This window comes from Nitratidesulfovibrio termitidis HI1 (assembly GCF_000504305.1).
GTDB lineage: Bacteria > Desulfobacterota > Desulfovibrionia > Desulfovibrionales > Desulfovibrionaceae > Cupidesulfovibrio > Cupidesulfovibrio termitidis.
In genome coordinates this window covers 4,232,607-4,257,954 of sequence record NZ_KI632512.1, presented here as the reverse complement: position 1 = coordinate 4,257,954, position 25,348 = coordinate 4,232,607, and the positions used below count along the sequence as shown (strand labels likewise).

Below are 25,348 nucleotides of genomic sequence, written 5' to 3'. Positions count from 1 at the left end.
GGGAAAAAAGGCATCCTGCGTGATGTGCCTGCCCGGCCTGCACTGCCAGCCTCGCTGGCGCCGCATTGGCCGTGCGCAAGCGCACAACCAGTCAGGGCTGGCGCAGGGGGTACCGGCCGCAGGTGAACCGCTCACCCTCCGGGCAGTAGCCCAGCCGTTCGCACTTGGCCCCGGCCACGGCGAACAGTTCCGGCAGCACGCCGCGGCACAGGTCCAGCATGGCGTCGGCCATGGCCCGGATTTCCCACTGGGCGCGCATGCAGCAGCGATGCTCGAAGAAGTTGAGCAGGCTGCGGCAGTTCATGGTCAACACGATGCGCGTCTCTGCCGCCTGGGGCAGCACGAAGCGGGCATCCTCGTTGGACCTCGCCCCGGCCCTTCCATCGGCCTCCAGCAAGGCCTTGATGTCGCGGTAGGCCTCGCCGATCTCGGCCATGCACCGCTCGAAGCGGGCCAGGGCCTGCGGGTTGCGGGCAATGGCCGGGGGCAGCACGTAGTCGAAGTTGCTGCCGTCCACGTAGCGCTGGCTCTGCTGCGAATACGAGGCGATGCGGTGACGCACCAACTGATGGGTCAGCGCGCGGGACACCCCTTCCGCCGCAAAGGTGAAGCTGACGTGCTCCACCGGGCTGGCATGGCCGGACTCCATCACCGAGGCCACGAACTGGGCCTGCTTCTCGCGCGCGATATCGCCGGACAGCAGGCGCGGCCACATGTCGGCCACGAACCCGGAATGGTAGCACTGGCGAAAGGCGGCATAAATCAGCGAAAGCGGTTCCGGGGTATGGGCCAGCAGTTCGACCCGCAGCGTCGTCTTGGGCATGGAGGTTCCGTAACCGGCCACATGGCCGGGCAAGGGGTGAAACATGGTTGGTGGCGCGCGCCGCGCGAGACGCCATGGGACCACGACCGGACTCGACCGGCAGACTGCACGGGGCTGACTGTACGGGACAGGCGGCACGGGACAGGCCGCGCAAGCCAGGGCGCCCCGACCGGATCACGTGGACCGGCTCACGTGGACCGGATCGTGTGGGCCGGACCGTTGCCTGTCCGCCGTCAGGCCAGCAGATTGAGATGCCGGTACGCCTTGGCCGTGGCCACGCGCCCGCGCGGGGTGCGCTTCAGAAAGCCGCACTGGATCAGGTACGGTTCATAAATGTCTTCTATGGTCCGTACTTCTTCGGAACAGGCCACGGCCAGGGTCTTCACGCCCACCGGGCCGCCCCCGAAGTGTTCGATAAGCACGGACAGCAGCTTGCGGTCCATCTGGTCCAGCCCGCTTTCGTCCACGTCCATGCGCCCCAGCGCGGCGGATGCCTGTTCCGGGGTGATGGTGCCGTTGCCGTGCACGGCCGCGAAATCGCGCACCCGGCGCAGCAGCCGGTTGGCGATGCGCGGTGTGCCCCGCGAGCGACGGCCTATCTCCACCGCGCCTTCCGGAGTCAGGTTGGCCCCCAGGATGCGCGCCGTGCGCGTGACGATGCGGGCAAGGTCGGCGGGCGCGTAGAATTCCAGCCTGCTGATGATGCCGAAGCGGTCGCGCAGGGGCGACGACAGCAGGCCGATGCGGGTGGTGGCCCCCACCAGGGTGAACGGCTCAAGGTCGATCTTCACCGTGCGCGCCCCCGGTCCCTGCCCGATGACCAGGTCCAGCTTGAAGTCCTCCAGCGCGGGGTACAGCACTTCCTCCACCGCCACGGGCATGCGGTGGATTTCGTCCACGAACAGGATGTCGTGCCGCCCGAGGTTGGTCAGGATGGCCGCCAGGTCGCCGCTGCGCTCCAGCACCGGGCCAGAGGTGGACACCAGGTTCACCCCCAGTTCCGCCGCGATGATCTGGGCCAGGGTGGTCTTGCCAAGGCCGGGGTTGCCGTAGAACAGCAGATGGTCCATGGCCTGGCCGCGCTCCAGCGCCGCCGCCACGAAAACCTTGAGATTGGCCCGCAACTCGTTCTGCCCGATGAAATCGTCCAGGCTGCGCGGCCGCACGTTCTCGTCCATGCAGATGGATGCGCAGTTGGTTGCGCCCTCGCCGTCCGGTCCCTTGCACTCCGCCGTCATCAGCGCCCCCTCGCCAGGGCCTTCAGGGCCGCGCGCAGCGCCCCGGCCACGTCAAGGTCGGGCTCGGCCTTCAGCACGTCCTTCAGCACCGGGGCGGCCTCGTCCTCGAGGTAGCCAAGGTTGCCAAGCCCGGCCAGCGCATCGCGGAACACCCCGCCCGGAGCGGCCCCGCCCGCCAGCGCCATGCCTGCGGGCAGATCCTCGACCTTCAGTTTGTACTTCAATTCCAGAAAGATGTGCTGCGCGGTCTTCTTGCCGATGCCGGACACCCGCGTCAGCGCCAGCACGTCGTCCTCCACCACCAGGCGGCGCAGGTCGTCGGGGCGGAACTGCGAAAGGATGGCCAGGGCCGTGCGCGCCCCCACCTTGCTGATGGTGGTGAGCACCATGAAGGTCTGCCGCTCGTCCCAGGTGGAAAAGCCGAACAGTTCCAGGGCGTCCTCGCGCACTTCCGTCCGCACGTGAAAGGCCACCTGCCCGCCCCGCTCCGGCAGGCGCGACAGGGTGTGCGCGGGCAGGTGCACCTCGTACCCCACGCCCCCTTCCGTCACCACCACGCAGGCATTGCCCGAGATTTCGGCAACGCGGCCTTCGACATACGCGATCATGGTTCCACCTCTCGCGGGCACCCTACACAAAAAGCGACCGGGCCGGAAGCCGGGCGCGCCGCACGGTCCTGCCGGGCCTGCCACAGCAAAAACCGTCTCCCTCGGATAACGCCCTTGGTAGGAAGCGGAAAATCCCGTATCATCCCCCGCACCCCGCATCAGGGAAACCCGCCCGGAGCCGCCTGCATGCCCTTGCCGCCCCGCCTGCCTTCGCCCTTCACGTGGTTCCGCCAGCAGGCGGAGCGCACGCCCCTTCGCCTGCTGCTGCTGACGCTGGTGCTGCTGCTGCCCTGCGTACTCTATGCAGCCGACAGATATGCAGACATGTGGGCCATCCACGCCCTGGACGAGATCGTGGCCGAGGCAAGGGCACGGCTGGCCCTGCGCCAGCGCACCATGAACGACGAATTCGAACTGGCCTTCGCCGGGCTGCGCCGCCTGCCCGATCTGCTGGCCCAGGACGACAGGGTACGCGACGAGGTGGCTCCACGGCCCGAGGCGGCCCCGCAACAACCACTCCTGCCAAACGTGGGGCGCCGCGCCCCGCTCAACGCCTTTCTGAAAACCTTTGCCGAAACCATGGGCCTGCACATCGCCTGGCTCATGGACCACACGGGCGCGACCATCGCCACCAGCAACTACGATGCGGCGGACAGCCTGCTGGGCACCAGCTACGCCGACCGCGCCTACTTCATCGCCGCCATGTCCGGCGAACGTGGCCGCCAGTTCGCCGTGGGGCGCGTGTCCAGCGTGCCGGGATTCTTCTTCGCCTCTCCGGTGCGCCAGTACGGCACGGTGCTGGGCGTGGTGGGCGTGAAGGCCGACCTGCCCACCCTTTCGCGCCGATTGCGCCTGGACGCCGCCTTCGTCACCGACGAACAGGGCGTGGTGGTGCTGGCCAACGACAAGGCGCACATCTTCCATGCCCTGCCGGATGCCCCGGTGCGCGACATGCCCGTTTCGGCGCGCATCCTGCGCTACAAGCGCGAGGCGTTTCCCGAACTGTCGCTGCGCCCCTTCGTGGTGCGCGGCATCACCGCAAGGCACGGCCTGACGCTCATCGGCGATGCCACGCGCCCCGCGCTGCTGGGGGTGACCCCTCGCCCGCAGGACGGCCTTTCGCTGCATGTGGCCGAAGAGGTGGGCGAAGCCCTGACCCTGGAGGACCGGCGCCAGGAGCGCTTCCGCTTCGCCGTGCTGTGCGGCATGGCCGCGTTGGGCACCCTGCTTTCCGCCGCCATCTACACCCTGCACAACCGGTCCCAGTTGCACATCATCGCGGGCAACAACCAGACCCTCACCCGCCTGAACGAAGAACTGCGCCGCATGGCGGAGCGCGACCACCTGACCGGGTGCTTCAACCGGCGGCGGCTGGACGAGGCCATGAACGCCGAACTGGCCCGCAGCGCGCGCAGCGGACACCCCCTGGCCCTGGCCATGCTGGACCTGGACCACTTCAAGGCGGTGAATGACCGGCACGGCCACGGCGTGGGCGACGCCATGCTGGCCCACGTGACCGAGGTCATCCGCAACCAGTTGCGCGAGCCGGACCTGCTGGCCCGCGTGGGCGGCGAGGAATTCGCCCTGCTGTTGCCCGACACGGGCGAGCGCGAGGCCGTGGTGCTGCTGGAACGGATACGCCGCAAGGTGGAGGAAACACCCCTGTCCCATGTCGACACGCCCATCCCCATGACCGTCAGCATGGGCGTGGCCCAGGCGCGGCCGGACATCGAGCCGGGCCGCTGGCTGCACGAGGCGGACGCCGCGCTGTACATGGCCAAGCGCTGTGGCCGCAACCGCACGGTGCGGGCATCGCAGGTGCCGGACGACACGCTTACGGGCGGCAGCGCGCCGCTGCACTGCGCCATCCTGAATGAGGCCGCGAGCGAAGACTGAAGCCCCGGCGCAGGGCAAAAGGCGAGCGGGCCGCCGCGCGGGACGGAAACAGAATGCGATGCGAAAATCCGTGACGGGGCGGCAGGGCCGCACCCGTTCCGCTGAAAAAACACAGGGCCGCCCGGTAACGCCGGACGGCCTTTTCTTTCAGGGGCATGCCTGCAGGCATCCCCGTCACGATGCACCGCATGGCGCAGAATGTCCCCTGCTGTTCACCCGCCCCCCTTGCGCCGGACGGACGCATGCAGGCCAGACCCACGCACGAAAGCGGCAGCCGTGCGAGGTGCCCGTCAGCCCAGCTTTGCCAGCCGGGACAGCCGCCGGGCGTTCAGGTGGCACACGGCGGCGGCCAGCGCGTCGCCGGTATCCAGCCCCCAGCCGCCCTTTGCGCCCAGCACCCGCGCCACCATGAAGCTTACCTGTTCCTTGTCCGCCCCGCCGGTGCCCACCAGGGCCTTCTTGATTTCCGTGGGCTGATAGTCGGCCACCACCACCCCGTGCGCGGCGCAGGCGGCCACGGCCACCCCGCGCGCCTGCCCCAGCTTGAGGGCGGTGGCCACGTTGCGGGCGGCGTGCACATTCTCGATGGCCGCCTCGTCCGGGGTGTACCGCCCCACCAGGGCGTGCAGTTCACGGAACAGGTGGCCCAGCCGCGCGGCAAAGTCCTCGCCCTTGGGGCGAATGGCTCCGCAGTCCACCAGGGTGAGCACGCCCGACGCCTCGCGCACCACCCCCCAGCCGGTGCACTGCGAGCCGGGGTCGATGCCGATGACGGTGACGCCACCGGCGGCTGATGCAGGGCGGGCAGGCGTTTCCGCCTGGGGGGATGCGGGCTTGCGGAGGGGCATGGGGCCTCCGGCGGATGCCGGGAATGCAGGGTGATGCCGCAACGCGGCGGATGGAGAATAGCCGGACCGGTACGGGACACGCCCGGCAGGACCGTCAGGACCGTCAGGACCACCGGGGCCACCGGGGTGGCCACGGGTGCTGCGGCATCCAATCTGCCGCCCGGGCTGTCACACGGACGCCGGAAACGCCGGAGCCCGCGCAAGGCGGGCTCCGGTGCGAGTCATGTCGGCTATTCCAGTTCGGCCAGCACTTCGTCGGGCAGGTCGAAGTTGGCGTGCACGTTCTGCACGTCGTCGTTGTCTTCCAGGGCGTCCACCAGACGCATCAGCTTGCGGCCGGTTTCCGCGTCCACTTCCACCGTGTTCTGGGGAATCATGGACAATTCGGCGGAATCCATTTCCAGGCCTGCGGCTTCCAGCGCGTCGCGCACGGCGGCAAAGTCGGCCACGGCGGTGTGGATTTCCCAGGTGCCGCCCTCGTCGCGCACGTCGTCGGCGCCCGCTTCCAGCGCGGCTTCCATCACCTGATCTTCGGTGTACTTGCCACCGTCCATGGTGATCACGCCCTTGCGTTCGAACATCCAGCCCACGCACCCGGCCTCGCCCATGGAGCCGCCGTGCTTGGAAAGGATGTGGCGCACTTCGGCCACGGTGCGGTTGCGGTTGTCGGTGGCCGCTTCCACGATCAGCGCCACGCCGCCGGGGCCGTAGCCCTCGTACGAGATTTCAAGGATGTCGCCGCCCGCCAGTTCACCGGTGCCCTTCTTGATGGCGTTGTCGATCTTGTCCTTGGGCAGGTTCACGGCCTTGGCGGCGGCAATGGCGGCGCGCAGGCGGGCGTTGCTGGCCGGGTCGCCACCGCCCTTGGCGGCGATGATGATTTCCTTGGCGGCCTTGGTGAACAGCTTGCCGCGCTTGGCGTCCTGACGCCCCTTGCGGTGCTGGATGTTGGCCCATTTGCTATGTCCGGCCATGCGTCCTCCTGAAAGAAATGTCGGCAAAAGAGATGAATGCGGAAACGCCACGACGCAACGCGCGGCGGACGGGCAGCCCGGCGCGCGCCGCCGGCGCTGTGTGTCAGTCCTGCTGTCCGTCGCCCCGGTATCCGAGGCAGACGTAGAATGTTTCCTTGCTTTCGACCCGCGAGCTTTTGGGCTTGAAGGTCTTCACGGTCTCGAAGCGGGCCCGCAGCGCATCATGCAGTTGCTTGACGTCCGGCCCCATGAAAATCTTGACCACGAAACTGCCGCCCTTTATCAGGCAATGGTCCGCCACCGCAAGGGCCTCGATGCACAATTCAAGCGAACGGGCCTGATCGGTGAACCGTGTGCCTGTGGTACGCGGGGCCATGTCGCTGATCACGACATGGAACGGCCCCATGGTCGCCAGCGCGTCCTCGAAGGCCTCGGAGCGGTTGAACACGTCCTCTTGCATGAAGGTGACGTTGGGCGGAAACTGGGTTTCGGTGGTTTGCAGGTCGCAGGCCAGCACCCGCCCCTTCGCCCCCACCCGCTCGGCCGCGCCAAGCGACCACGAGCCGGGGGCAGCCCCCAGGTCCAGCACCTTCATGCCCTGGCGGAACAGCTTGAAGCGATTGTCGATTTCCTTCAGCTTGTAGATGGACCGCGCGGGATAGTTTTCCTGCTTGGCCTTCAGAAAATAGTGGTCTCGGTATGTCTTCATGTGGTCACCCGTGGCCGCTTGTACCCGAAAGCCCCGCGCCCGCCAAGGACTCTCATGGCCCGCCCCGCCCGACTGCGCATCCCCAACGAACTGGGACAGCTCCGGACCCTGCCTGATGCGGTGGGGCCTGACGTGGCGGGGCCTGCCGACGTTGCGCCGGACGGCAGACTGCCGGGCAGGACTCTGTCTGACGGCACGCTGCCGGACGATATCCTGCCTGCCACCTTCGCCATGCTGCCCCCGCGCGGGCAGGGGGCCGACGCCCCCGTCGAGGTGGTGGTGCTGGGCCTGGGGCCGAATCCGGCCACGGCGCAACGGGCGGTGGATGGAGCGCTGGCGGGGCTGCGAAAAAAAGATACCCCCCTCGGCAGGCCAGACGCCCCCACCGTGCTCGTCATCGAATGCCCTGCGTTCATCCATCATATGGATGAGTACACGCAGGGCGCATGGCGTGCGGCCATGCCCGCCGGATGGGCGCTGGCCGCGCCGGAAGATGTTCCGCCCGACCGTCTTGCCCGCGCGCTGGTGGTGATCTACCGCGAGGCGGAACGGCTGTTCCCCACCTTCTGGGGGCCGCTGCTGGGCGCAGCGCGCGCCGTGCGCATGGCTCCCGCGCTGGTGTTGCCACCGGAAGGCATGGCGGGGCACGCCGGGCCGCGTTCCGCCCGGTCCCGCACCGTGCTGCTGCCCGGCACGGAAGGTTCGCTGCTGCTGCCGGAACTGGAAGCCGCCCTGACCGCCGAGGGACTGGCTCCGCGCCGGGTCGATCCGGACACCCTGCACGCCGATCTGCCCCGCCTGCTGGCCGACCAGCGCCCGGACCTGCTCCTGAGCGTGAATCTGCAGGGGCTGGACGCCTGGGGCGAGCGCTTTCATCTGCTGCGCGCCTGCGGGGTGGACGTTGCCATCTGGTGCGTGGACAATCCCTTCCACCTGCTCTCGGCCCTGCGCGGGCCGTGGTGGCGCGGGGCGCTGCTGTGCGTCACCGATGCCTCGTTCCTGCCCCTGTTGCGCGCCCACGGGGCGCAGCGACTGCTGCATCTGCCGCTGGCCACCGGACCGGAATTTTTCGGGCCTGAGCGTTTCGAGTCGAAACAGTTCGAGGACAGCGGGGCCGCCGGAGCCCCCCAGCTTTCTCCGGCGGCTATGGCCGACCTGAACCCCGTGGTGTTCGTGGGCCGGTCCGCCTTCCCCGGCAAGGGCGGCTTTTTCGCGGGGCAGCGCATCGCCCCGGACCTGCTGGACGAAGCGCTGGCCCTGCTCGACGCCCCTGGCCCCCGACCCTACGTCCATTCCCGGCCCGATTTTCACTGCCGGCCCGACTTTCACTGCCGACCCGACTTTCACTGCCGGCCCGACTTTCACTGGTGGACGGCGCGCCTTGGCATTGCGCAATTGTGGCCCGGCAACGCGGTGCGCGCGGCGGGCCTGGGGGCGGAGGAATGCGCCCTGGCCCGGCGGGTGCGCTGTCTGAATGCCGCCGCCCCGCACGGTCTGACCGTATTCGGCGACGACGGCTGGCAGCCCCTGTTGCCGCAGGGCACCGACCTGCACCACCCGGTGGACTACTACACCACCCTGCCCGCCGTGTACCGCTCGGCCCGCTGGTCGCTGAACGTCACCAGCCTGCTGTTGCCCGCAGGTCTCACCCAGCGCCACTTCGACGTCTGGGCGGCAGGGGGCTTCTGCATCACCGACGACACGCCGGGCCTCGACATCTTTCCCGAAGAACTGCGCCGCGAAATCGCCTTTTCCCCGGCCCGGAGCGGCGACACGGGCACGGCGGAACCCACCGCCCGTGTGGCCCATCCTGATGACGAGGCCCCCGGCCTTGGCACGCTGCTGCACCGCCTGGAAGGCGACCCGTCCTTGCGTGCCGACCTTGTGACGGCTTGGCAGACGCACATCCTGTCCCGCCATACCTATCGCCATCGGGTGCGCACCCTGTGCGAGGCGCTGGGGCTGGAATAGCGGCCAGCCCTGCCCTGGCTCGCCACCCGCCAGACGCCCGTCTGCCGCATGCCCCCCGCCGCGCTGATCCGCCAGACGCCCGCACCGCCCTTGCGCGTCGTCAACTTTTTCCGCCCCGGCCCCTTGCGGTCGGGCGGCAACAGGTATATACAGCCTTCTCCTGACTGGGGACGTAGCTCAACTGGGAGAGCGCAGCGTTCGCAATGCTGAGGTCGTGAGTTCAATCCTCATCGTCTCCACCAGCCAAAAACGGGCTTGCCGAGAACATCGGCAAGCCCTTTTCCGTTTGCAGCATCAGACTGCGGCACGCGGTTTCTGTGTGTTACCCCTCGTGCCCCTGCGACTGCGCCAACTGGCCCAACGGGCCCAACTGGGTCAGCAACAGCGACAGCGGACGGCGCGGGCAGCACAGCCGATGGGCCGGTGGCCGCAACCCCGCCGGAGGCAAGTGCGGACCGGCTACGGCCATTTCCGCCGCTTCCACGTATTCGGCCCGGCAGTGGCAGCCGATGGAGAACGGCGGCAGCCACGCCGCAAGGTCCGGATGGGTGCCCGGAAGCACCACGCCGTGCAGGGCCACGCATTCCGGGCAGGCACCTGCCCGGTCCGCGTCGTCCACCACCAGGCGCAAACCGCCGCCCGGCGCGTCGCGCAACCGTTCCAGCACCGCCAGCGCCGCCCCGCGCCACGCGGCATAATGGTCCATGAACAGGCCGCATTCGTCGTCGTCCGCGCCCGCCTCTTCCGCCAGATTCCACACCACCTGCCCGGTCAGCCGGGCCAGCAGCGGATGGCTGTCCACCAGCCTGCCCGTGGCCGGAAGGCCGCCGGGTTTCTGCGACTCGCCGTTCGGCACTTCTGCCCCCTGGCCGGGGGCGCCCTGTCCTGTCGTGGTCATTGTTCCAAGTCCTTTGTGCCCCGTTGGCGCACGGAGCATGCCGCAAGTGCGCCGATCACGGCTTCACGTAGGCAAACCCCTTGCGCTGCAGGTCCACCAGTTCCAGGATGCCCGCGGGCACCACGGTACAGGCGGGGTTCAGCCATGCCTCGTCCAGCCCGAAATGGCGCATGGCGTTGGCGCACACACGAATGTCCAGCCCCAGCGCGCGCAGTTCGCGCAGCGGCTCGGCAAAATCCGGATCGTCCGCACCCATCAGCCGGATGCCCGGTCCGTTGACTACCAGCACGCTGGTAAAGGCAACTCCGTCCAGAGCCTTGTGGTAGTTGCGCACGTTGCTGATGGCGATGTTCAGTTCCGTCGGGCCGTTATCGAAGTGAAAGACGATGTCGTAGTGCATGGCGCTCCTGCCTGTAATGATGGTTGACCACGTTGCGCACGGTGCCCGTACGGCTGCTTTCCCCATCCGTTCGGCTCGCAGAGCCGCCTGCGGCGGGGCAAGGCATGCAAGCTCGCCTGACTGGCACGCTACGCGCCCTTCGGGTCGGTAAGCCAACGGGCGAAAGGACAATTAGAAAACACCCCCTAGCGCACCATGCGCCTATACTCCCCGCTTTCCCGCAACTGCCGCAAGCCTGCGTCGAAGGCATTGCGCACGGCCGGGTCGCGAAACACGAAAAAACGGTCTTGCGCCGGAAAGATATGGTGGATGCGCACCGGCTTGCCCACACCCCGTGCGGCCAGTCGGGCACGATGAAAGGCAAGGATGCGCTCGTCCAGCACGATGACCCGGTCGCGCCGCTGAAAGAACGCCTCCACCTGAGCCCGCTGGTCCACCTGTTCCTCGTAGCGGGGGTTGGCATCGGCCATGGCCGCGAAGTCCGGCCCCATGAATACCCGCGCGTTGTGGAAGGCCGTCACCGGCAAATCCCGCAGATCGCCCAGCGTGTTGATGTCCAGGTTGGCGGCCTCCAGCGATACCGCCACATTGCGGTATTGCAGGTACATGCCCCCCAGGGCCAGCCCGGCCACGTCGGCATGACGCCCCACGGGGCCGCAGCCGTCCAGCAAGCCCTTGCGCACCTGATCCAGGGCGCGGGCATGCGGCAGGAACACCGGCACGACACGATAGCCGGACTTGCCCAGGGCAGCCGTCACCAGAAGGGGTTCCAGCCCTCCCTTGTGGGCAACATCCACGTACGGCAGCGAGGAGGTGCTGAACCCGATGCGCAGTTCCGGCCCATCGGGTGCGCTGGCGGCCTGTCCGGCAGCGGGAGCATCCGTTTCGCCTGTCAGGACATGACCCGCAGCGACCTGTCCGGCCCCGCCCTCTTCGGGCAGCGAGGCCTGTGGGGAAACATCGCCAGTTTCACGCGCGCCCCACACGCCGCTCTGGTTCACGGCATATACGCGGGGCGCCAACACGCAGGCCAGCGCCAGCATGGCGCACAAGGCCATGCCGCACAGCACCGCCGCACCCCCGCGCACCCTGCGCTCCCGGTATGTCATCGGAATACGCCTGCCTCCGCATGGACATAAAATAGAACCATACGGCAGAATACCCCGCCATCCACGTGGCGGCAAGCCGCCCCGGCTTGCCTTTTCCTCCGTCATGGCTATGTTCGGGGCGTCGCATGACACGGACTGCGCCCCCATGGCGTGCTGTCCTTATGCCCGGCTCCGGCCGGGTTTTTTGTTGCCCGCAACCTGCCGCGCGCGCGGCGCAGGAGCCGCCATGTTCACATGGTCCACATGGTCCACATGGTCCACATGGTCCACATGGTTCACGTCATTCATCGCCTCCCTGTCCACCCCGTCCGGTGCATTCGGTGCATCCGGCGCATCCGGTGCATGGATCGCCCTGTTCGCCGCCGGGTTGTTCGAGGTGGGTTGGGCCGTGGGACTCAAGTATACCCAGGGGTTTACCCGCCTCGTGCCCTCGGCGTTCACCGTGACCGCCATGGCCGTCAGCCTGTACCTGCTGGCCGTGGCCCTGCGCCACCTGCCCCTGGGCACTGCCTATGCGGTGTGGACCGGCGTGGGCACGGTGGGTACCGCGCTGCTCGGCATCGTGCTGTTCGGCGAACCCGCAACCGCCGCGCGCCTGGGCTGCATCCTGTGCATCGTGGCCGGCATCGCCGGGCTGAAATTGCTGGGCGCCTCGTGATGCGGCGCACTGCTACGCCAACCTGATACAACGGTTGGCCAACCCGACGCAACACATGGCCCCCCGCCGTACCGGAGAGCACCCCCCTGCCGGAACAAGGGCGCCAGGCCACCAGCCCCCACTCTCCGCCCGAAGCGCAGGACAATGCCGCAGCCACATCAGGCCGTCACGCCAATGATGCGGCGTGGTTGCCCGCCACCCGTCTCCGCCACGCCCGACATTGCGTCATGAAACCGGACTGGTATCGAATGCAGCCATGCACAGCAGTGTTTACTCACATAAACAATTACAACTCGCCACTCATTTCACAAAGCACTGCTTACATTTTGCCGCATTAGATCAGCCGTCTGACGTCTTCTTTGGCAAATCTTTTGTACTTGCGGCATGATCCGATCAACTTTCGAAATTTTTTTCCTGCATCGAAAAAAACTGGTCGCGCGGTCAAACATTGGCATGGACACGCTTTTTTCTCTGCCACGCTCCGTTTTGTACCACTCATTCACAATCAGGGGGGTTGAAAGAAGTCTCCAGTCAAAATAAGGTGGAGCCACAGACTGGTTGTTTAACCAATTTGCATCATACACGCTCAACGACGGAGACTCGCATGACCACCGCTCCGCCTGTCGCCGAACTGCCGTTCCTGGCCATGCTGGGGGCACTGCTGCTGCTCGGCGGCGCCGTGTCGGCCCTAGCGGCACGCCGACGCCCCTTCACCATGCTGGGCCTGATGTGCCTTTCCGACATCGGCCTCACGCTTCTCGGCCTTGGCCTCGGCGGGGGTGCCGGGCTGGTCGGGGGAACCACCCAATTCATCTACCAGATGGCAGCGCGGTGTCTTGCGCTGCTCACCCTTGCGCGCCTTGCCCGCACGGCGGGGTCGGCCAGGCTGGGCGACCTGCGCGGCATCCGCGCGGCGCTGCCCCTTACCGGGCTGTTCTTCGGCTTCGCCATGTTCGCGGGCATGGGGCTTTCCGTGTTCCTCGTGCCGGACGGGCGGGCCTTCATCCTGCATGCCGCCTTTGCCGCCGGGCACTGGGGCTACGCCGTGGCCGTGGCCTTCGCGGGCATGGCCCTGGCCGCAGCCACCGTGCTATCGGTACAGGCCATCTGTCTTGAATCCGGCCAGTGGAGCGAATCCGCCCACGTCCCCCACGCCCCGTCCTTCACGTTCCACGTGCTGGCGGGGCTTTTTGCGGTCTTCCTGGCCGCGTTCGGGCTGGCCGGACACGCCGTCACCGCGCAGGTGGCCGACGCCCTTGGCGTTGCGCACGACGCCCTGCCCGCCTTCGGCGCACATTGGCACCCCGCCGCCCTGGTGCCCTACGCGGGCGCCTTTGCCGTGTGGGCCATCGGCCTTGCTTCCGGCCGCGCCCGCGCGCTGGCTGGCGTTGCCCTTGTGGCCGCCTCGGTGGCGCTGACCTGGACCGATGCCAGCATCGACCCGCTGTCTCGCCTGTTCGGCGTGATCATCGCGGGCATCGGCCTGGTGGTGGCGGTGTACTCGGTGGGCTACATCCACCACGACCGCCGCGCGGGCGGCTACTGGTTCTTCCTGCTGCTGATGTGCGGCTCGCTCACGGGCCTGGCCCTGGCGCGCGACTTCGGCGGCTTCTACGTGTTCTGGGAACTGATGACCTTCTCGTCGTACTTCCTGGTGGCCCACGAGGCCACGGACAAGGCGTTCCACGCCGCCGTGAAGTACTTCGTGATGTGCGTGGCCGGGGCCTGCGCCATGCTGCCCGGCTTCATGCTGCTGTCCGCCCAGGCGGGCACGCTGGACTTCGCGGCGCTGGCCGGTCTTGCCGCCACCCTGCCCGCCCCCGTGGTGAAGGGCGCGGTGGTGCTGGCCTTTGTCGGCTTTGCGGTCAAGGCGGGCCTGGTGCCCGGCCACGGCTGGCTGCCCGACGCGCACCCCGCCGCACCTTCGTCCATCTCCGGCCCGCTGTCGGGCATCCTGACCAAGACCGGCGTGTACGGCACCGTGCGGCTGATGCTGGCGGTGTTCGGCTCTGCCGTACTGCTGAAGGCTGGCGAATCCGCCGGGGGCTTCAGCTCCATGGGCCTCTTGGTCACCGCGCTGGGCACGGCCACCATGCTCTACGGCGAACTGATGGCCCTGAAGCAGGACGACCTGAAGCGCCTACTGGCCTACTCGACCATGGGGCAGGTGGGTGAAATATTCATGGTCATCGGCATCGGCACCTGGCTGGCCACCACCGGCTCGCTGCTGCACGTGCTGAACCATGCCATCATGAAGAACCTGCTGTTCCTCTGCGCGGGCGGTCTCATCCTGCGCGCGGGCAGCAAGAAGCTGGCGGACCTTGCGGGCATGGCCCGGGTCATGCCGTTCACCGCCGGGTGCATGGTCGTCGGCCTCATCTCCATCATGGGCCTGCCGCCGTTCAACGGCTTTGTCGGCAAGTACCTGATGCTGCAGGCGCTGGTGGCCGCCGGTCACCCGGCGCTGGCCGCCGTGCTGCTGCTGGGCAGCCTTGCCGGGTGCGTCTACTACATGCGCATCGTGCGCACCCTGGTCTTCCAGCCCTACACCGGCCCCGTGGTGCAGGAGGCCCCTGCCTCCATGCGCGTGGCCACCGGCGTGCTGGCCGCGCTGTGCCTGGTGCTGGGCGTGCTGCCGCAGCTGGGCCTTTCGCTGGTCACCCCCGTGGCCGACATGCTGGCGGGCGCGGGCAAGCTGGATGTGCAGGCCCTGCCCATGCTGGCGGTGACCTGGCATCCCTTCGTGCTCATCCCCATGCTGGGCGCCGTGGTGCCCTTCCTGCTGCGGCGCGACCGCAAGGCGGCGGGCCTGGCCACCGCCATCATCCTGGCCGTTGCGGCCATCGCGGTGGTGGTGTTCGGGCGCGGGCTGGATTCCATCTCCTTCGCCTTCGCGCTCATCGTGCCGGTCATCGGCTGTCTGAACATGTTCTACGCCGTGGGCTACATGGAGCACAGCCACACCCAGTGGCGCTTCTACACGTTCTTCCTGTTCATGGTGGGCGGGCTGATGGGCGTTGCCGCCAGCAACGACCTGTTCGGCTTCTTCACCTTCTGGGAGATCATGAGTTCGTGGAGCCTGTACTTCGTCATCGTGCATGAAGAAAACCCCGCCGCACTGCGCGAGGGCTTCAAGTACTTCTTCTTCAACGTGCTGGGTGCGGCCTTCCTGTTCCTGGGGGTGGTCATGCTGTCCTCCATGGCGGGCGACCCCAGCTTCGGCGCGGTGCGTTCCGCCCTGCCGACCATGCCCGTGGCCCTGGCCGCCACCGCCGTGGCCCTGATGGCCATCGGCTTCACCATGAAGGCGGCGCAGCTGCCCTTCCGCATCGACGTGCAGATGCACCCGGCAACGGCGCCCACGCCGGTTTCCGGCTACATCTCGTCGGTACTGCTGAAGAGCGCCCTGTTCGGCCTCGCCAAGCTGTTCTTCGTGCTGGGCGGCGCGGGCTTCTTCACCGGTCTGGCCGCACAGTGGGGCCAGCCGCAGGTGATGTACGCCATCGCCTGGGTGGGCGGCATCACCATCGTCATGGCTGCCCTGCTGGCCGTGATGCAGTCGGACCTCAAGCTGGTGCTCATCTACTCCACCGTCAGCCAGTTGGGCTACATGGTGGTGGGCGTGGCCCTGGGCACCCCGCTGGGCATGGCCGGCGGCATGCTGCACCTGGTCAACCACGTGCTGTTCAAGGACCTGCTGTTCCTCGTGGCCGGGTCGCTCATCCTGTGCACCCACAAGCACTCGCTGGACGAACTGGGCGGCATCGGGCAGCGCATGCCCGTCACCCTGACCATGTTCGCCATCGGGGCGCTTTCGGTGGTCGGTGTGCCGCCCACCAACGGCTTTGCCTCCAAGTGGATTCTCTACCACGCGCTGATGGCCGAGGGCGAAGTGGCGCTGGCCCTGCTTTCGCTGGCGGGCAGCGTGCTGACCCTGGCCTACTTTGCCAAGTTCCTGCACTCGGCCTTCCTGGGCCGCCCCTCGCCCGACCTCGCCCACGTGCAGGAAGCCCCGCGCATCATGCTGGTGCCCATGGGCATCCTGGCTGCCGGGTGCATCATCACCGGCGTGTTCCCCGGCCTGCCCCTGCTGGCCATCGACATGATGGGCCGTGAACTGGGCTTCGCCGGGCTGGCGGTTGCGCCGTGGGGCGTGGCTTCCGGCGCGGGGGCGTTCAATGCCACCGCCCTGGCCGTGCTGCTGGCCGTCGCCTTCTTCGGCGGGCGTACCGCCCTGCGCGGGCTCATCGGCACCGTGCGCACCACCGACATCCACACCTGCGGCGTGGCCATGAAGGCCGACGAGGCCCGCCTGGCCCCGCAGGACATCTACGGCGCACCCCTGGCCCTGCTGCGGCAACTGGCCCAGGCGGCCATGCCCGCCCTGAAGCGGAGGTAGACCATGTCCTACGCAACCGAACTCTTCACCCAGACCGGCCTTGGCCTGCTCGGCCTGCTGGTGTTCCCGGGCGGTCTGTTCGCCCTTGCCGTGGGCCTGTTCCTGAAGGGGCTTGACCGGCGCATCGAGGCGCGCCTGCAGCGCCGCGTCGGCCCGCCCCTGATCCAGCCCTATCTGGATATCGCCAAGCTGTTCACCAAGGAAACGGTCATGCCGGCCTCTGCCAACCGGGCCGCCTTCCTGCTGGCCCCGCTGCTGGGCCTGACCGGCATGGCGGTGTGCGCAGCGCTGCTGCCCGTGCCGGGCGTCAGCGGGGGCCTGCCCGCCATGGGCGACCTGCTGGTGATCTTCTACCTGCTGCCGCTGCCCGCCATCGCGCTGATGGTCGGCGGTTCCGCCTCCAGCTCGCCGTTCGGGGCCATGGGCTTCTCGCGCGAGATGACGCTGATGTTCGCCTACGAAATGCCGCTGCTGGCCGTGATGCTGGCCGTGGCCATGAAGGTGGGCATGGCCACCGGCGGCGGAGCCGAGTTCTCGCTGGCCAGCATCGTGGACTATCAGCTGGCCAACGGGCAGTTGGCCTTCGACCCGGTGATGATTCCGGCCCTGCTGGCCTACCTGCTGTTCCTGCCCGGCACCATGGGCACCGTGCCCTTCGACGTGCCCGAGGCCGAAACGGAAATCATCGAAGGCCCCCTGCTGGAATACTCCGGCCCGGCCCTGGCCTTCTTCCACATCGCCTCGGCGCTCAAGACCGTGGTGGTGCTGGGCCTTGGCGTGGCGCTGTTCCTGCCGGGCACGGTTCCCGGCGGCATCGTCGCCAACATTCCGTGGTTCGTGCTGAAGTGCGCGGCGCTGATGGCCGTTTCGCTGACGCTGGTCAAGTCGGCCACCGGGCGCTTCCGCGTGGACCAGGCCTTCACCTTCTACCTCAAGTACCCCTCGGTGCTGGCCCTGGCGAGTCTGGTGCTGGCGTGGCGCGGTATGTAGGCGGAGAGGAGACAATATGAACTTCCTGAAGAAGCTCTCCGTGCGGTCGCCGTGGCTGTACCGGATCAACGCGGGCTCGTGCAACGGCTGCGACGTGGAACTGGCCACCACCGCCTGCATCCCCCGCTATGACGTGGAACGCCTGGGCTGCAAGTACTGCGGCAGCCCCCGCCACGCGGACATCGTGCTGATCACCGGGCCGCTGACCGCCCGCGTGAAGGACAAGGTGCTGCGCGTGTGGGACGAGATTCCCGAACCCAAGGTCACCGTGGCAGTGGGCATCTGTCCGGTAAGCGGCGGCGTGTTCCGTGACGGCTACTCCATCGAGGGCCCCATCGACCGTTACATCCCCGTGGACGTCAACGTGCCCGGCTGCCCGCCGCGCCCGCAGGCCATCATCGAAGGCGTGATCAAGGCCCGCGACGTGTGGATGGCCCGCCTCGGATTGCAGGAGTAAGCCATGCTGGGATTCCTGAAGATACTCGCCCGCAACGTGGCCCAGGGGCCGTCCACCGACCCCTTCCCCTTTGCCGAGACGCATACCCCCCGCCGCTTTCGCGGCAAGGTGACCATGGACCCCGCCAAGTGCGTGGGCTGTGCCATCTGCCGCCACGTGTGCGCGGGCGGGGCCATCCGCATCGAGCCGCGCGAGGACCGCAGCGGCTACGACTTCACGGTGTGGCACAACACCTGCGCCCTGTGCGGGCTGTGCCGCCACTACTGCCCCACCGGGGCCATCACCATGACCAACGACTGGCACAACGCGCACCTGCAGGAACGCAAGTACGACTGGGCGGAGCACCACTTCGTCCCGTACCTGCGCTGCACCGGGTGCGAGGCGCACATCCGCATGCTGCCGCCGGACCTGGCCACCCGCGTGTATGCCAACCACGCCCAGGACCTGGACTTTCCGGCGCTGCTGCGCATGTGCCCCAAGTGCCGCCAGGTGGCTGCCGCCACCCGCGCCGCCGCCCTGAACGCCCCTGCGGACGCCGAAGCAGCCGCCCCGTCGGACACGGGCAACGGCAACGGGTCCAACCCGGCGGCCAAGGCCGCTGCCGCCAACGAAGAAACCACCCCCGCCACCCCCCATACGGTGAAGGACGGAGGACGCACCGATGCTGACACGCCCCGCGCAACTGCAGGCTAAGGCACTGCTGGACCAGCGGCTGCCCGACGCGGCAGGCGCAGACATATCCTGGACCGAGGACGCCCACGGCAACATCTACGGCTGGATCCTGCTGGACAACGCCCCGCGCCTTGCGGAACTGGCCCCGGCCATGTCCCGCTGCCGCCTGCGCCTGTGCACCATGACCGCCTACGACCCGGAGCGCGACCCTGCCAACCCGCAGCGCGCCATTGCCTACCACTTCGACCTGGACGGCCTGACCCTTACGGTCACCGCGCCGCTGGTCATGCCTACCGTTAATGACGTGGACGAGGACGGCGAAGCCACGGGCAAGCCCGAGGTGCCTTCCATCACTCCGTGGTTCCGCAACGCCGACTGGAACGAGCGCGAATTCATGGAAATGTACGACATCGCGGTTACCGGTCACCCCAATCCCAAGCGGCTGTTCCTGGACGAGCGGCTGGACGCGGGCATCATGGGCCAGATGATTCCCCTGTCCACCATGATGAACGGTGCCTCCACCCAGGATCTGTGGGAACGCATCATGTCGGCGAAGCTGCCGGAAGGCACATCTGTCGCCACCGCTTCCACCGCCTCCACTGGCACCGACGAGGAGACCCAGGCATGAGCACCTCCGCCCATACCCCCCAGATAGACGACCACGTGAACACCGACCCGCGCGCGGGCTTCACCCTGCCTGTTGGCCCGCTGCACGTGGCCCTGGAAGAGCCCATGTACTTCCGCGTGAGCGTGGAAGGCGAAACCGTGAAGCATGTCGAGATCACCGCCGGGCACGTGCACCGGGGCATGGAGGCGCTGGCCCTGCGGCGCAACCTGTTCCAGAACATCGTGCTCACCGAGCGGGTCTGCTCGCTGTGCTCCAACAGCCACCCCTTCACCTACTGCATGGCGGTGGAAAACCTGGCAGGCATCGTGGTGCCCGAGCGGGCCCGCTACCTGCGCTCCATGGCCGAGGAAATCAAGCGCATCGCCTCGCACCTGTTCAACGTGGCCATTCTCGCGCACATCATCGGCTTCAAGTCGCTGTTCATGCACGTGATGGAAGTGCGCGAGATCATGCAGGACATCAAGGAAACGGTGTACGGCAACCGCATGGACCTCGCCGCCAACTGCATCGGCGGCGTGAAGTACAACGTGGATGCCGATCTGCTCACCTTCCTGACCCGCAACCTCGACCGCGTGCAGAAGCACGTGGAAGAAATCTACAACATCTACCGCAACGACCCCATGGTGCGCGGGCGTACCGTGGGCGTGGGCATGCTGCCGCAGGACAAGGCGCTGGAATACGCGGTTGTCGGCCCCGTGGCGCGCGGCAGCGGCCTGGCCGTGGACATCCGCAAGGACGTGCCGCACGCCGCCTACCCCCGCCTGGCCTTCGACGTGATCACCGAAACCGGGTGCGACGTGCATTCGCGCGCCATGATCCGCCTGCGCGAAGCCCTGGAATCCATCAGCCTCGTCCGCCAGTGCGCCCGCGACCTGCCCGGTGGCGAAACGGTGGCCCGGCTGCCGGAAATTCCGGCGGGCGAGGCCGTGGCCCGCAGCGAGGCCCCGCGCGGCGAACTGATCTACTTCCTGCGCACCGACGGCACCGACGTGCCCAACCGCCTGAAGTGGCGCGTGCCCTCGTACATGAACTGGGACGCGCTGGGCGTGATGATGCACGACTGCAAGGTTTCGGACGTGCCGCTCATCGTCAACTCCATCGACCCGTGCATTTCCTGCACGGAAAGATAGCAGCACAAACCACGGAGACAGGCGGTCATGCACGAATCGTCCATCGTCGAAGGCATCCTGCGCATCGTCTCTGACGAGGCGGCGCGACACGGCGCACCCCGCATCAGCCGGGTGAACCTTGCCGTGGGCCTTCTGGCGTGCGTCGAATCGCGCACCCTGACCGCCTGTTTCGAACTGCTGGCCGAAGGGACGCCCGCCGAGGGCGCGCCGCTGGACGTGCAGATGCTGCCACTGCGCGGCATCTGCCCCGTCTGCGGCGACGTGGAAACCCGGAAACGGAAATTCTCCTGCCCTTCGTGCGGCGACGACGCCGTGCACTGGATTGACGGCAGGGAACTGTACATCGCAAGCATAGAAGTGCCCGGCCCGGATGCCACAGACCTTCCGGCAGCGGCGCAAACCACGGAAGGATAGAACCATGACCAATTCGCTCATGCGGTACGTCGTCTTCGCTGAAGCAGACAAGTGCAAGGCCTGCAAGAAGTGCGAACTTGCCTGCATCGCCTCGCACAACAACATGACCATCAAGGAAGCCGTGAAGAAGCGCAACCTCTTCCAGCCCCGCGTGCACGTCATCAAGACCGACAGCGTCAAGATGCCCGTGCAGTGCCGCCAGTGCGTCGACGCCCCCTGCGCCCGCGTGTGCCCCACCGACGCGCTGGTACAGGAAGACGGCGTGGTGGTGATGCGTCAGCAGTACTGCGCCGCCTGCCAGCTGTGCGTCATGGCCTGCCCGTACGGCGCCATCGAGCTGTCCTTCATCGGTCTGCCCGAAGAAGGCGCCGATGCCGCCCAACCCGCCCAGCACCGCCGCGAAGTGGCCGTGCGCTGCGACGTGTGCGCCGACTGGCGCGCCAAGGAAGGCAAGGACCAGGGCGCCTGCGTGGAGGCCTGCCCGGTCAAGGCCCTGCACATGGTCACCATTGACGAATACCGCGCCATGCAGCGCTAGGGGCTGCACGCCGCACCGCCCGGGCTCCCGATATCCAGGGCCCTCATGCGCCGGAAATCCGCTTCCGACGCATGAGGGCCTTTTTACTTGACGGTCGAAAGACCTGCGCATATCTATGCAGCATAAACAAGTCATTTTAAGTTTTTTGACGCATAAAAACGTAAACGCCATGTCCAAGCCAACTACCCGCGCCTATTCGCGCCACACCACCGCCGCGCTTGTCCTGCTCGGCAACCTGATCCGCGAAGCCCGCACCACGTCACGGCTTACAGCCGGAGAACTGGCCGAGCGCGCGGGCATTTCGCGCGACCTGCTGCGGCGGGTGGAACGGGGCGACCCCGGCTGTTCCATCGGCGTGGTGTTCGAGGTTGCCACCTTGCTCGGGGTGCCCCTGATGGAAGCCGACCCCAGACACCTGGCCTTGCGCCTGCAACACAGCGTGGAAAAGCGCGCCCTGCTGCCCAAGGCCGTACATGCCGCCCGCGGAAAGGTGAAGGATGACTTCTAGCCCGCCCCCCGCAGAAGCCTATGTCTGGGTCTGGCTGCCCGGCCGTGCCGAACCGGTGGTGGCAGGACTGTTGCGCCGCCACGGGACGCGCCTGTTCTTCAACTACGGCCGCAGCTACCTTGCCCGGCCGGACGCCATTCCCCTGTACGCCCCGGAACTGCCCCTGCGGCAGGGGGAACTTCCCCTCCTGCCCGGCCTGTCCATGCCCGGATGCATCCGCGACGCCTCGCCGGACGCCTGGGGGCGACGGGTCATCGTCAACCGTCTGTTCGGGCTCAGGGGCGCGCAGGCTGCCGCCATCGAACTGGACGAACTGACCTTTCTTCTGGAATCGGGCTCGGACCGGGTGGGGGCACTGGATTTCCAGCCGTCCGCCACCCTGTATCAGGCCCGGCTGCGGCAAACCGCCACCCTCGATGAACTGGCCGAAGGCGTTCACGCGGTGGAGCGGGGCCATCCGCTGGCGCCCGCGCTGGACCAGGCCCTGCGCCACGGCACGTCGCTGGGCGGGGCCCGCCCAAAGGTGCTGGTGGACACGGACGCACGCCTGTACATCGCCAAGTTTTCCTCTTCCGGCGATTTGTACGCCATGGTCAAGGCGGAGTACGTCGCCATGCGCCTGGCTGCGGAAGTGGGGCTGGACGTGGCCCCGGTGCGGCTCACCTCTGCGCTGGGCAAGGATGTGCTGCTGGTGGAACGCTTCGACCGCGAGCGGACCGAGGCGGGCTGGACCCGCAAAGCCACGGTTTCGGCGCTGACCATGCTGGAACTGGACGAGATGCTGGCCGCCCACGCCAGCTACCAGGATCTCGCCGAAGTCATCCGCCACCGCTTCGTCGCCCCCGCCGCCACGTTGCGGGAACTGTTCGGTCGCATCGTCTTCAACGTGCTGTGCGGCAATACCGACGACCACGCCCGCAACCATGCCGCGTTCTGGGATGGCGCCCGCCTTGCCCTTACCCCCGCCTATGACATCTGCCCCCAGCCGCGCACCGGCGGTGAAGCCAGCCAGGCCATGCTCATCCACGGCAACGACCGCATGAGCCGCATTGCCACCTGCCTGGACGGGGCGCACGCCTTCCTGCTGGCGCCCGATGCGGCCAAGGCCGTGGTGGCGCACCAGATCGCCGTCATCCGCAACCGCTGGGACGCCGTCTGCGACGAGGCAGCCCTGGCCGATGCCGACCGCCGTCTGCTGTACGGACGGCAATTCCTGAACCCCTTTGCCTTTTACGACGCCCCCGCCGACCTGGACCCGGCCGGAGAGGGCGCCGTACCCGCCTGACCCAGCGCACACCCGTGCCGACGTACCCGGCGCAGCACGCAGGCCGGGCAGACCTGCCATGCCCGGCGCGCCGGCACACGTGTAGTGGCCAGCCCAAGGCCACCGGAACCCCACGCACGGCCCCCCCTTTCACCGCACTCCGTCCTGCTCACTCTCCCCCACCACCTCGCGCAGAACGTCACACAACACGCGTTCCGCGACTGTTCAATCGCTCAACATCCTGACACAATTGGACTTCTCAAAACATCGCAGTCTGTCACCATTCCGTAACAAAACCGCGTTATTTCGTGACGGATTCACGACGATGCCGGTTGCCCGGACACCGGAGGAAGCGTAGAATTCCCGCGGTCCCGACCGGCCTTTTTTGCGCACGGGGCAGTACCTTCCGGCATGCGCCGGATTGCAACACATCCGTAACATCCCGCCGCCCATGACGGGCCGCACGCGCAGATGGACCCGTTCCGCACGACGGCACGACGGGCCGCCCACCCCGGGGCCGACAGGCCCGCGAGCAACACGACAACACCGGAGCCACCGCATGGCCTTGAACCTGTTCCCCAAGACCGTCCGCTTCTTCGAACTGCTGAGCCGCCAGAATGCCATGCTGGTGGAAGCGGCCGACTTGCTCACCCGCATCCTCGAAGACTTCGGCAAGGTTGACGACGCCTGCAAGCGCGTGAACCTGGTCGAGGTGGAGGCCGACGACCTGTGCCGCGAAATCTCGCGCCAGCTCTCGCTGACCTTCATCACCCCCATCGACCGCGAGGACATCTACCGCCTGAACCTGGCGCAGGAAGACTCCATCAACCTCATCAAGGGCATCGCCACCCGCGCGCGGCTGTACGGGTTCACCTACATCCGCTTTCCTGCCCGCAAGATGGTCCGCAACCTGCGCGAGATGGCCGCCGTCACCGGCGAGATGATCTGTTGCCTGAAGGACAAGACCGACGTGGTCGCGCAGGTCAAGCAGCTGAAAGCCATCAAGGGCGAATGCGAAATGCTGCTGGGCACGGGCCTTGCCGAACTGCACGACACCGAGAATCTCGACATGCGCGCCGTGGTGGACATCATGAAGTGGACCCAGGTGTACGACCGCATCGAACTGGCCGTGGAACGCCTGGACGATCTCGCGGACGCCATCGAGGAAGTGGTGCTGAAGAATGCTTGAGATACCGGTGCTGCTCGTCGTCATCGTCCTCGTCGCGCTGATCTTCGACTTCACCAACGGGGCGCACGACTGCGCCAACGCCATCGCCACCGTGGTTTCCACCAAGGTGCTCTCGCCGCGCACCGCCGTGGCCATGGCCGCCGTGCTGAACCTTGTCGGAGCCCTGCTGGGCGAAGAGGTGGCGCACACCCTGGGCCAGGGCATCGTGAACACCGACATGGTCATGGGCAGCCAGGCCCTGGTGCTGGCCGCGCTCATCGGGGCCATCGCCTGGAACCTGATCACCTGGTACTACGGCCTGCCGTCCTCGTCGTCGCACGCGCTCATCGGCGGGCTGATGGGGGCCGCCATCACCCATGCGGGGTTCAGCACCCTGAACGCCATGACCATCGTCAAGAAGATCCTGCTGCCGCTGGTGCTCTCGCCCATGGCGGGCTTTGTCGTCAGCTACGCGTGCATGACCCTGCTGATGCTGCTGTTCTGGCGCACCAACCGGCGCACGGTGACAAGGTCGTTCGAAAAGCTGCAGATCGCCTCCTCCGCATTCATGGCCACCAGCCATGGTCTCAATGACGCGCAGAAGACCATGGGCGTCATCACCCTGGCCCTGTTTCTGTTCCACCAGATCGACACCATCCACGTGCCGCTGTGGGTCAAGCTGTCGTGCGCCATGGCCATGGCCCTGGGCACCGCCCTGGGCGGCTGGAAAATCGTGAAGACCATGGGGCACCGCATCTTCAAGCTGGAACCGGTGCACGGCTTCGCGGCGGAAACCTCCGCCGCCATGGTCATCACCGGGGCCTCGCTGATGGGCGCGCCCATCTCCACCACCCACACCATCACCGCCTGCGTGTTCGGCGTGGGGGCCACCAAGCGCCTGTCCGCCGTGCGCTGGGGCATTGCGGGTAACCTGGTGGTGGCCTGGATACTCACCATTCCCGCCGCCGCCATCATGGCCTCCATCAGCTTTCTGATTCTGGAACTGCTGGGCATCGCCAACTAGGTCCGCGCCGGGTCGAACATTCCT

Annotated in this window: 24 protein-coding genes and 1 tRNA gene; 16 read left to right on the top strand and 9 right to left on the bottom strand. The window is 67.5% G+C overall.

The genetic code is table 11. From position 1 onward, the window contains the following. Positions 1-91 precede the first annotated feature (91 nt). From thyX to ruvA, 3 genes are all read right to left on the bottom strand, one after another. Positions 92-823, bottom strand: coding sequence for an FAD-dependent thymidylate synthase (gene thyX / locus DESTE_RS17070; RefSeq protein ID WP_035069219.1), 732 nt, complete (start codon positions 821-823; stop codon positions 92-94). Between the two features lie 233 nt (positions 824-1,056). Next, positions 1,057-2,061, bottom strand: a complete 1,005-nt coding sequence (gene ruvB, locus DESTE_RS17065; protein WP_051384536.1) for a Holliday junction branch migration DNA helicase RuvB — start codon at positions 2,059-2,061, stop codon at positions 1,057-1,059. Then, positions 2,061-2,669 carry a Holliday junction branch migration protein RuvA gene (ruvA, locus tag DESTE_RS17060; protein WP_035069216.1) on the bottom strand — a complete coding sequence of 203 codons (609 nt, stop codon included), beginning with the start codon at positions 2,667-2,669 and terminating at the stop codon, positions 2,061-2,063. The genes ruvB and ruvA overlap by 1 nt, the downstream gene beginning before the upstream one ends. Before the next feature lie 186 nt (positions 2,670-2,855). On the opposite strand from ruvA, the gene DESTE_RS17055 reads away from it, so the two are divergent. Next, on the top strand, positions 2,856-4,565 hold the full coding sequence (locus DESTE_RS17055; RefSeq protein ID WP_035069215.1) for a sensor domain-containing diguanylate cyclase: 1,710 nt from the start codon (positions 2,856-2,858) through the stop codon (positions 4,563-4,565). A gap of 290 nt (positions 4,566-4,855) precedes the next feature. Here DESTE_RS17055 and ruvC read toward each other — a convergent pair whose 3' ends face one another. The 3 genes from ruvC to DESTE_RS17040 form a co-directional block, all read right to left on the bottom strand. Further along, positions 4,856-5,413, bottom strand: a complete 558-nt coding sequence (gene ruvC / locus DESTE_RS17050; RefSeq protein ID WP_245590893.1) for a crossover junction endodeoxyribonuclease RuvC — start codon at positions 5,411-5,413, stop codon at positions 4,856-4,858. A 230-nt stretch (positions 5,414-5,643) separates the two neighbouring features. Continuing rightward, positions 5,644-6,387 carry a YebC/PmpR family DNA-binding transcriptional regulator gene (locus DESTE_RS17045; protein WP_035069213.1) on the bottom strand — a complete coding sequence of 248 codons (744 nt, stop codon included), beginning with the start codon at positions 6,385-6,387 and terminating at the stop codon, positions 5,644-5,646. A 103-nt stretch (positions 6,388-6,490) separates the two neighbouring features. Beyond that, positions 6,491-7,096, bottom strand: a complete 606-nt coding sequence (locus DESTE_RS17040; RefSeq protein ID WP_035069211.1) for an RlmE family RNA methyltransferase — start codon at positions 7,094-7,096, stop codon at positions 6,491-6,493. Between the two features lie 54 nt (positions 7,097-7,150). On the opposite strand from DESTE_RS17040, the gene DESTE_RS17035 reads away from it, so the two are divergent. Together DESTE_RS17035 and DESTE_RS17030 are read left to right on the top strand one after the other, a co-directional pair. Then, the gene (locus tag DESTE_RS17035; protein ID WP_035069210.1) at positions 7,151-9,067 is read left to right on the top strand and encodes a glycosyltransferase family protein; all 1,917 of its coding nucleotides are present in this window, start codon (positions 7,151-7,153) and stop codon (positions 9,065-9,067) included. A gap of 166 nt (positions 9,068-9,233) precedes the next feature. After that, a tRNA-Ala gene (locus tag DESTE_RS17030) sits at positions 9,234-9,309 on the top strand. Positions 9,310-9,389: 80 nt separating this feature from the next. On the opposite strand, the gene DESTE_RS17025 is transcribed toward DESTE_RS17030, so the two are convergent. The 3 genes from DESTE_RS17025 to DESTE_RS17015 all read right to left on the bottom strand — a co-directional run bounded on the left by DESTE_RS17025 (position 9,390) and on the right by DESTE_RS17015 (position 11,474). Further along, entirely contained in the window at positions 9,390-9,965 is a 576-nt protein-coding gene (locus DESTE_RS17025) for a hypothetical protein (protein ID WP_051384535.1), read from the bottom strand. 55 nt (positions 9,966-10,020) lie between these two features. After that, positions 10,021-10,365 (bottom strand): DsrE family protein, encoded by a 345-nt coding sequence (locus tag DESTE_RS17020; protein WP_035069207.1) that lies wholly within the window; start codon positions 10,363-10,365, stop codon positions 10,021-10,023. 185 nt (positions 10,366-10,550) lie between these two features. Further along, positions 10,551-11,474 carry a substrate-binding periplasmic protein gene (locus tag DESTE_RS17015; RefSeq protein ID WP_035069204.1) on the bottom strand — a complete coding sequence of 308 codons (924 nt, stop codon included), beginning with the start codon at positions 11,472-11,474 and terminating at the stop codon, positions 10,551-10,553. Between the two features lie 226 nt (positions 11,475-11,700). Between DESTE_RS17015 and sugE the strand changes: the two genes are divergently transcribed. From sugE to DESTE_RS16950, 13 genes are all read left to right on the top strand, one after another. Continuing rightward, positions 11,701-12,132 carry a quaternary ammonium compound efflux SMR transporter SugE gene (gene sugE, locus DESTE_RS17010; protein ID WP_245590892.1) on the top strand — a complete coding sequence of 144 codons (432 nt, stop codon included), beginning with the start codon at positions 11,701-11,703 and terminating at the stop codon, positions 12,130-12,132. 604 nt (positions 12,133-12,736) lie between these two features. Next, a complete protein-coding gene (locus tag DESTE_RS17005) occupies positions 12,737-16,531 on the top strand; it encodes a complex I subunit 5 family protein (protein WP_035069201.1) in 3,795 nt (1,264 codons plus the stop codon). A gap of 3 nt (positions 16,532-16,534) precedes the next feature. Then, entirely contained in the window at positions 16,535-17,521 is a 987-nt protein-coding gene (locus DESTE_RS17000; RefSeq protein ID WP_051384534.1) for a respiratory chain complex I subunit 1 family protein, read from the top strand. Between the two features lie 16 nt (positions 17,522-17,537). Continuing rightward, positions 17,538-17,978: an NADH-quinone oxidoreductase subunit B family protein gene (locus tag DESTE_RS16995; protein ID WP_007527825.1), complete on the top strand. Its 441-nt coding sequence runs from the start codon at positions 17,538-17,540 to the stop codon at positions 17,976-17,978. Positions 17,979-17,981: 3 nt separating this feature from the next. Beyond that, positions 17,982-18,671, top strand: a complete 690-nt coding sequence (locus DESTE_RS16990) for a 4Fe-4S dicluster domain-containing protein (protein ID WP_035069198.1) — start codon at positions 17,982-17,984, stop codon at positions 18,669-18,671. Beyond that, entirely contained in the window at positions 18,640-19,278 is a 639-nt protein-coding gene (locus tag DESTE_RS16985; protein WP_051384533.1) for an NADH-quinone oxidoreductase subunit C, read from the top strand. The genes DESTE_RS16990 and DESTE_RS16985 overlap by 32 nt, the downstream gene beginning before the upstream one ends. Then, positions 19,275-20,408, top strand: coding sequence for a hydrogenase large subunit (locus DESTE_RS16980; RefSeq protein WP_051384532.1), 1,134 nt, complete (start codon positions 19,275-19,277; stop codon positions 20,406-20,408). The genes DESTE_RS16985 and DESTE_RS16980 overlap by 4 nt, the downstream gene beginning before the upstream one ends. Before the next feature lie 27 nt (positions 20,409-20,435). Then, positions 20,436-20,822 (top strand): hydrogenase maturation nickel metallochaperone HypA/HybF, encoded by a 387-nt coding sequence (locus DESTE_RS16975; protein ID WP_035069195.1) that lies wholly within the window; start codon positions 20,436-20,438, stop codon positions 20,820-20,822. A 4-nt stretch (positions 20,823-20,826) separates the two neighbouring features. Then, the gene (locus DESTE_RS16970; RefSeq protein WP_051384531.1) at positions 20,827-21,360 is read left to right on the top strand and encodes a 4Fe-4S dicluster domain-containing protein; all 534 of its coding nucleotides are present in this window, start codon (positions 20,827-20,829) and stop codon (positions 21,358-21,360) included. Positions 21,361-21,529: 169 nt separating this feature from the next. Then, positions 21,530-21,868 (top strand): helix-turn-helix transcriptional regulator, encoded by a 339-nt coding sequence (locus DESTE_RS16965; protein WP_035069192.1) that lies wholly within the window; start codon positions 21,530-21,532, stop codon positions 21,866-21,868. Then, complete coding sequence (locus DESTE_RS16960; RefSeq protein WP_035069189.1) at positions 21,858-23,153, top strand: type II toxin-antitoxin system HipA family toxin; 1,296 nt, start codon at positions 21,858-21,860, stop codon at positions 23,151-23,153. The genes DESTE_RS16965 and DESTE_RS16960 overlap by 11 nt, the downstream gene beginning before the upstream one ends. Before the next feature lie 538 nt (positions 23,154-23,691). Continuing rightward, positions 23,692-24,321 carry a DUF47 domain-containing protein gene (locus DESTE_RS16955; protein ID WP_035069186.1) on the top strand — a complete coding sequence of 210 codons (630 nt, stop codon included), beginning with the start codon at positions 23,692-23,694 and terminating at the stop codon, positions 24,319-24,321. Continuing rightward, entirely contained in the window at positions 24,314-25,324 is a 1,011-nt protein-coding gene (locus tag DESTE_RS16950; RefSeq protein ID WP_035069185.1) for an inorganic phosphate transporter, read from the top strand. Before DESTE_RS16955 ends, DESTE_RS16950 begins: the two co-directional genes overlap by 8 nt. Positions 25,325-25,348 lie beyond the last annotated feature (24 nt).

What these genes read in the sequence shown, in the direction of transcription:
- DESTE_RS17015 (WP_035069204.1), bottom strand. Translation starts at nt 11,474, where the DNA reads ATGACATACCGGGAGCGCAGGGTGCGCGGGGGTGCGGCGGTGCTGTGC.
- DESTE_RS16975 (WP_035069195.1), top strand. Translation starts at nt 20,436, where the DNA reads ATGCACGAATCGTCCATCGTCGAAGGCATCCTGCGCATCGTCTCTGAC.
- DESTE_RS16970 (WP_051384531.1), top strand. Translation starts at nt 20,827, where the DNA reads ATGACCAATTCGCTCATGCGGTACGTCGTCTTCGCTGAAGCAGACAAG.
- DESTE_RS17025 (WP_051384535.1), bottom strand. Translation starts at nt 9,965, where the DNA reads ATGACCACGACAGGACAGGGCGCCCCCGGCCAGGGGGCAGAAGTGCCG.
- ruvC (WP_245590893.1), bottom strand. Translation starts at nt 5,413, where the DNA reads ATGCCCCTCCGCAAGCCCGCATCCCCCCAGGCGGAAACGCCTGCCCGC.
- DESTE_RS16950 (WP_035069185.1), top strand. Translation starts at nt 24,314, where the DNA reads ATGCTTGAGATACCGGTGCTGCTCGTCGTCATCGTCCTCGTCGCGCTG.
- sugE (WP_245590892.1), top strand. Translation starts at nt 11,701, where the DNA reads ATGTTCACATGGTCCACATGGTCCACATGGTCCACATGGTCCACATGG.
- DESTE_RS17040 (WP_035069211.1), bottom strand. Translation starts at nt 7,096, where the DNA reads ATGAAGACATACCGAGACCACTATTTTCTGAAGGCCAAGCAGGAAAAC.
- DESTE_RS16960 (WP_035069189.1), top strand. Translation starts at nt 21,858, where the DNA reads ATGACTTCTAGCCCGCCCCCCGCAGAAGCCTATGTCTGGGTCTGGCTG.
- ruvA (WP_035069216.1), bottom strand. Translation starts at nt 2,669, where the DNA reads ATGATCGCGTATGTCGAAGGCCGCGTTGCCGAAATCTCGGGCAATGCC.
- DESTE_RS16965 (WP_035069192.1), top strand. Translation starts at nt 21,530, where the DNA reads ATGTCCAAGCCAACTACCCGCGCCTATTCGCGCCACACCACCGCCGCG.
- DESTE_RS17020 (WP_035069207.1), bottom strand. Translation starts at nt 10,365, where the DNA reads ATGCACTACGACATCGTCTTTCACTTCGATAACGGCCCGACGGAACTG.
- DESTE_RS16990 (WP_035069198.1), top strand. Translation starts at nt 17,982, where the DNA reads ATGCTGGGATTCCTGAAGATACTCGCCCGCAACGTGGCCCAGGGGCCG.
- DESTE_RS16995 (WP_007527825.1), top strand. Translation starts at nt 17,538, where the DNA reads ATGAACTTCCTGAAGAAGCTCTCCGTGCGGTCGCCGTGGCTGTACCGG.
- DESTE_RS16980 (WP_051384532.1), top strand. Translation starts at nt 19,275, where the DNA reads ATGAGCACCTCCGCCCATACCCCCCAGATAGACGACCACGTGAACACC.
- DESTE_RS16985 (WP_051384533.1), top strand. Translation starts at nt 18,640, where the DNA reads ATGCTGACACGCCCCGCGCAACTGCAGGCTAAGGCACTGCTGGACCAG.
- thyX (WP_035069219.1), bottom strand. Translation starts at nt 823, where the DNA reads ATGCCCAAGACGACGCTGCGGGTCGAACTGCTGGCCCATACCCCGGAA.
- DESTE_RS17055 (WP_035069215.1), top strand. Translation starts at nt 2,856, where the DNA reads ATGCCCTTGCCGCCCCGCCTGCCTTCGCCCTTCACGTGGTTCCGCCAG.
- DESTE_RS16955 (WP_035069186.1), top strand. Translation starts at nt 23,692, where the DNA reads ATGGCCTTGAACCTGTTCCCCAAGACCGTCCGCTTCTTCGAACTGCTG.
- DESTE_RS17005 (WP_035069201.1), top strand. Translation starts at nt 12,737, where the DNA reads ATGACCACCGCTCCGCCTGTCGCCGAACTGCCGTTCCTGGCCATGCTG.
- DESTE_RS17045 (WP_035069213.1), bottom strand. Translation starts at nt 6,387, where the DNA reads ATGGCCGGACATAGCAAATGGGCCAACATCCAGCACCGCAAGGGGCGT.
- DESTE_RS17035 (WP_035069210.1), top strand. Translation starts at nt 7,151, where the DNA reads ATGGCCCGCCCCGCCCGACTGCGCATCCCCAACGAACTGGGACAGCTC.
- ruvB (WP_051384536.1), bottom strand. Translation starts at nt 2,061, where the DNA reads ATGACGGCGGAGTGCAAGGGACCGGACGGCGAGGGCGCAACCAACTGC.
- DESTE_RS17000 (WP_051384534.1), top strand. Translation starts at nt 16,535, where the DNA reads ATGTCCTACGCAACCGAACTCTTCACCCAGACCGGCCTTGGCCTGCTC.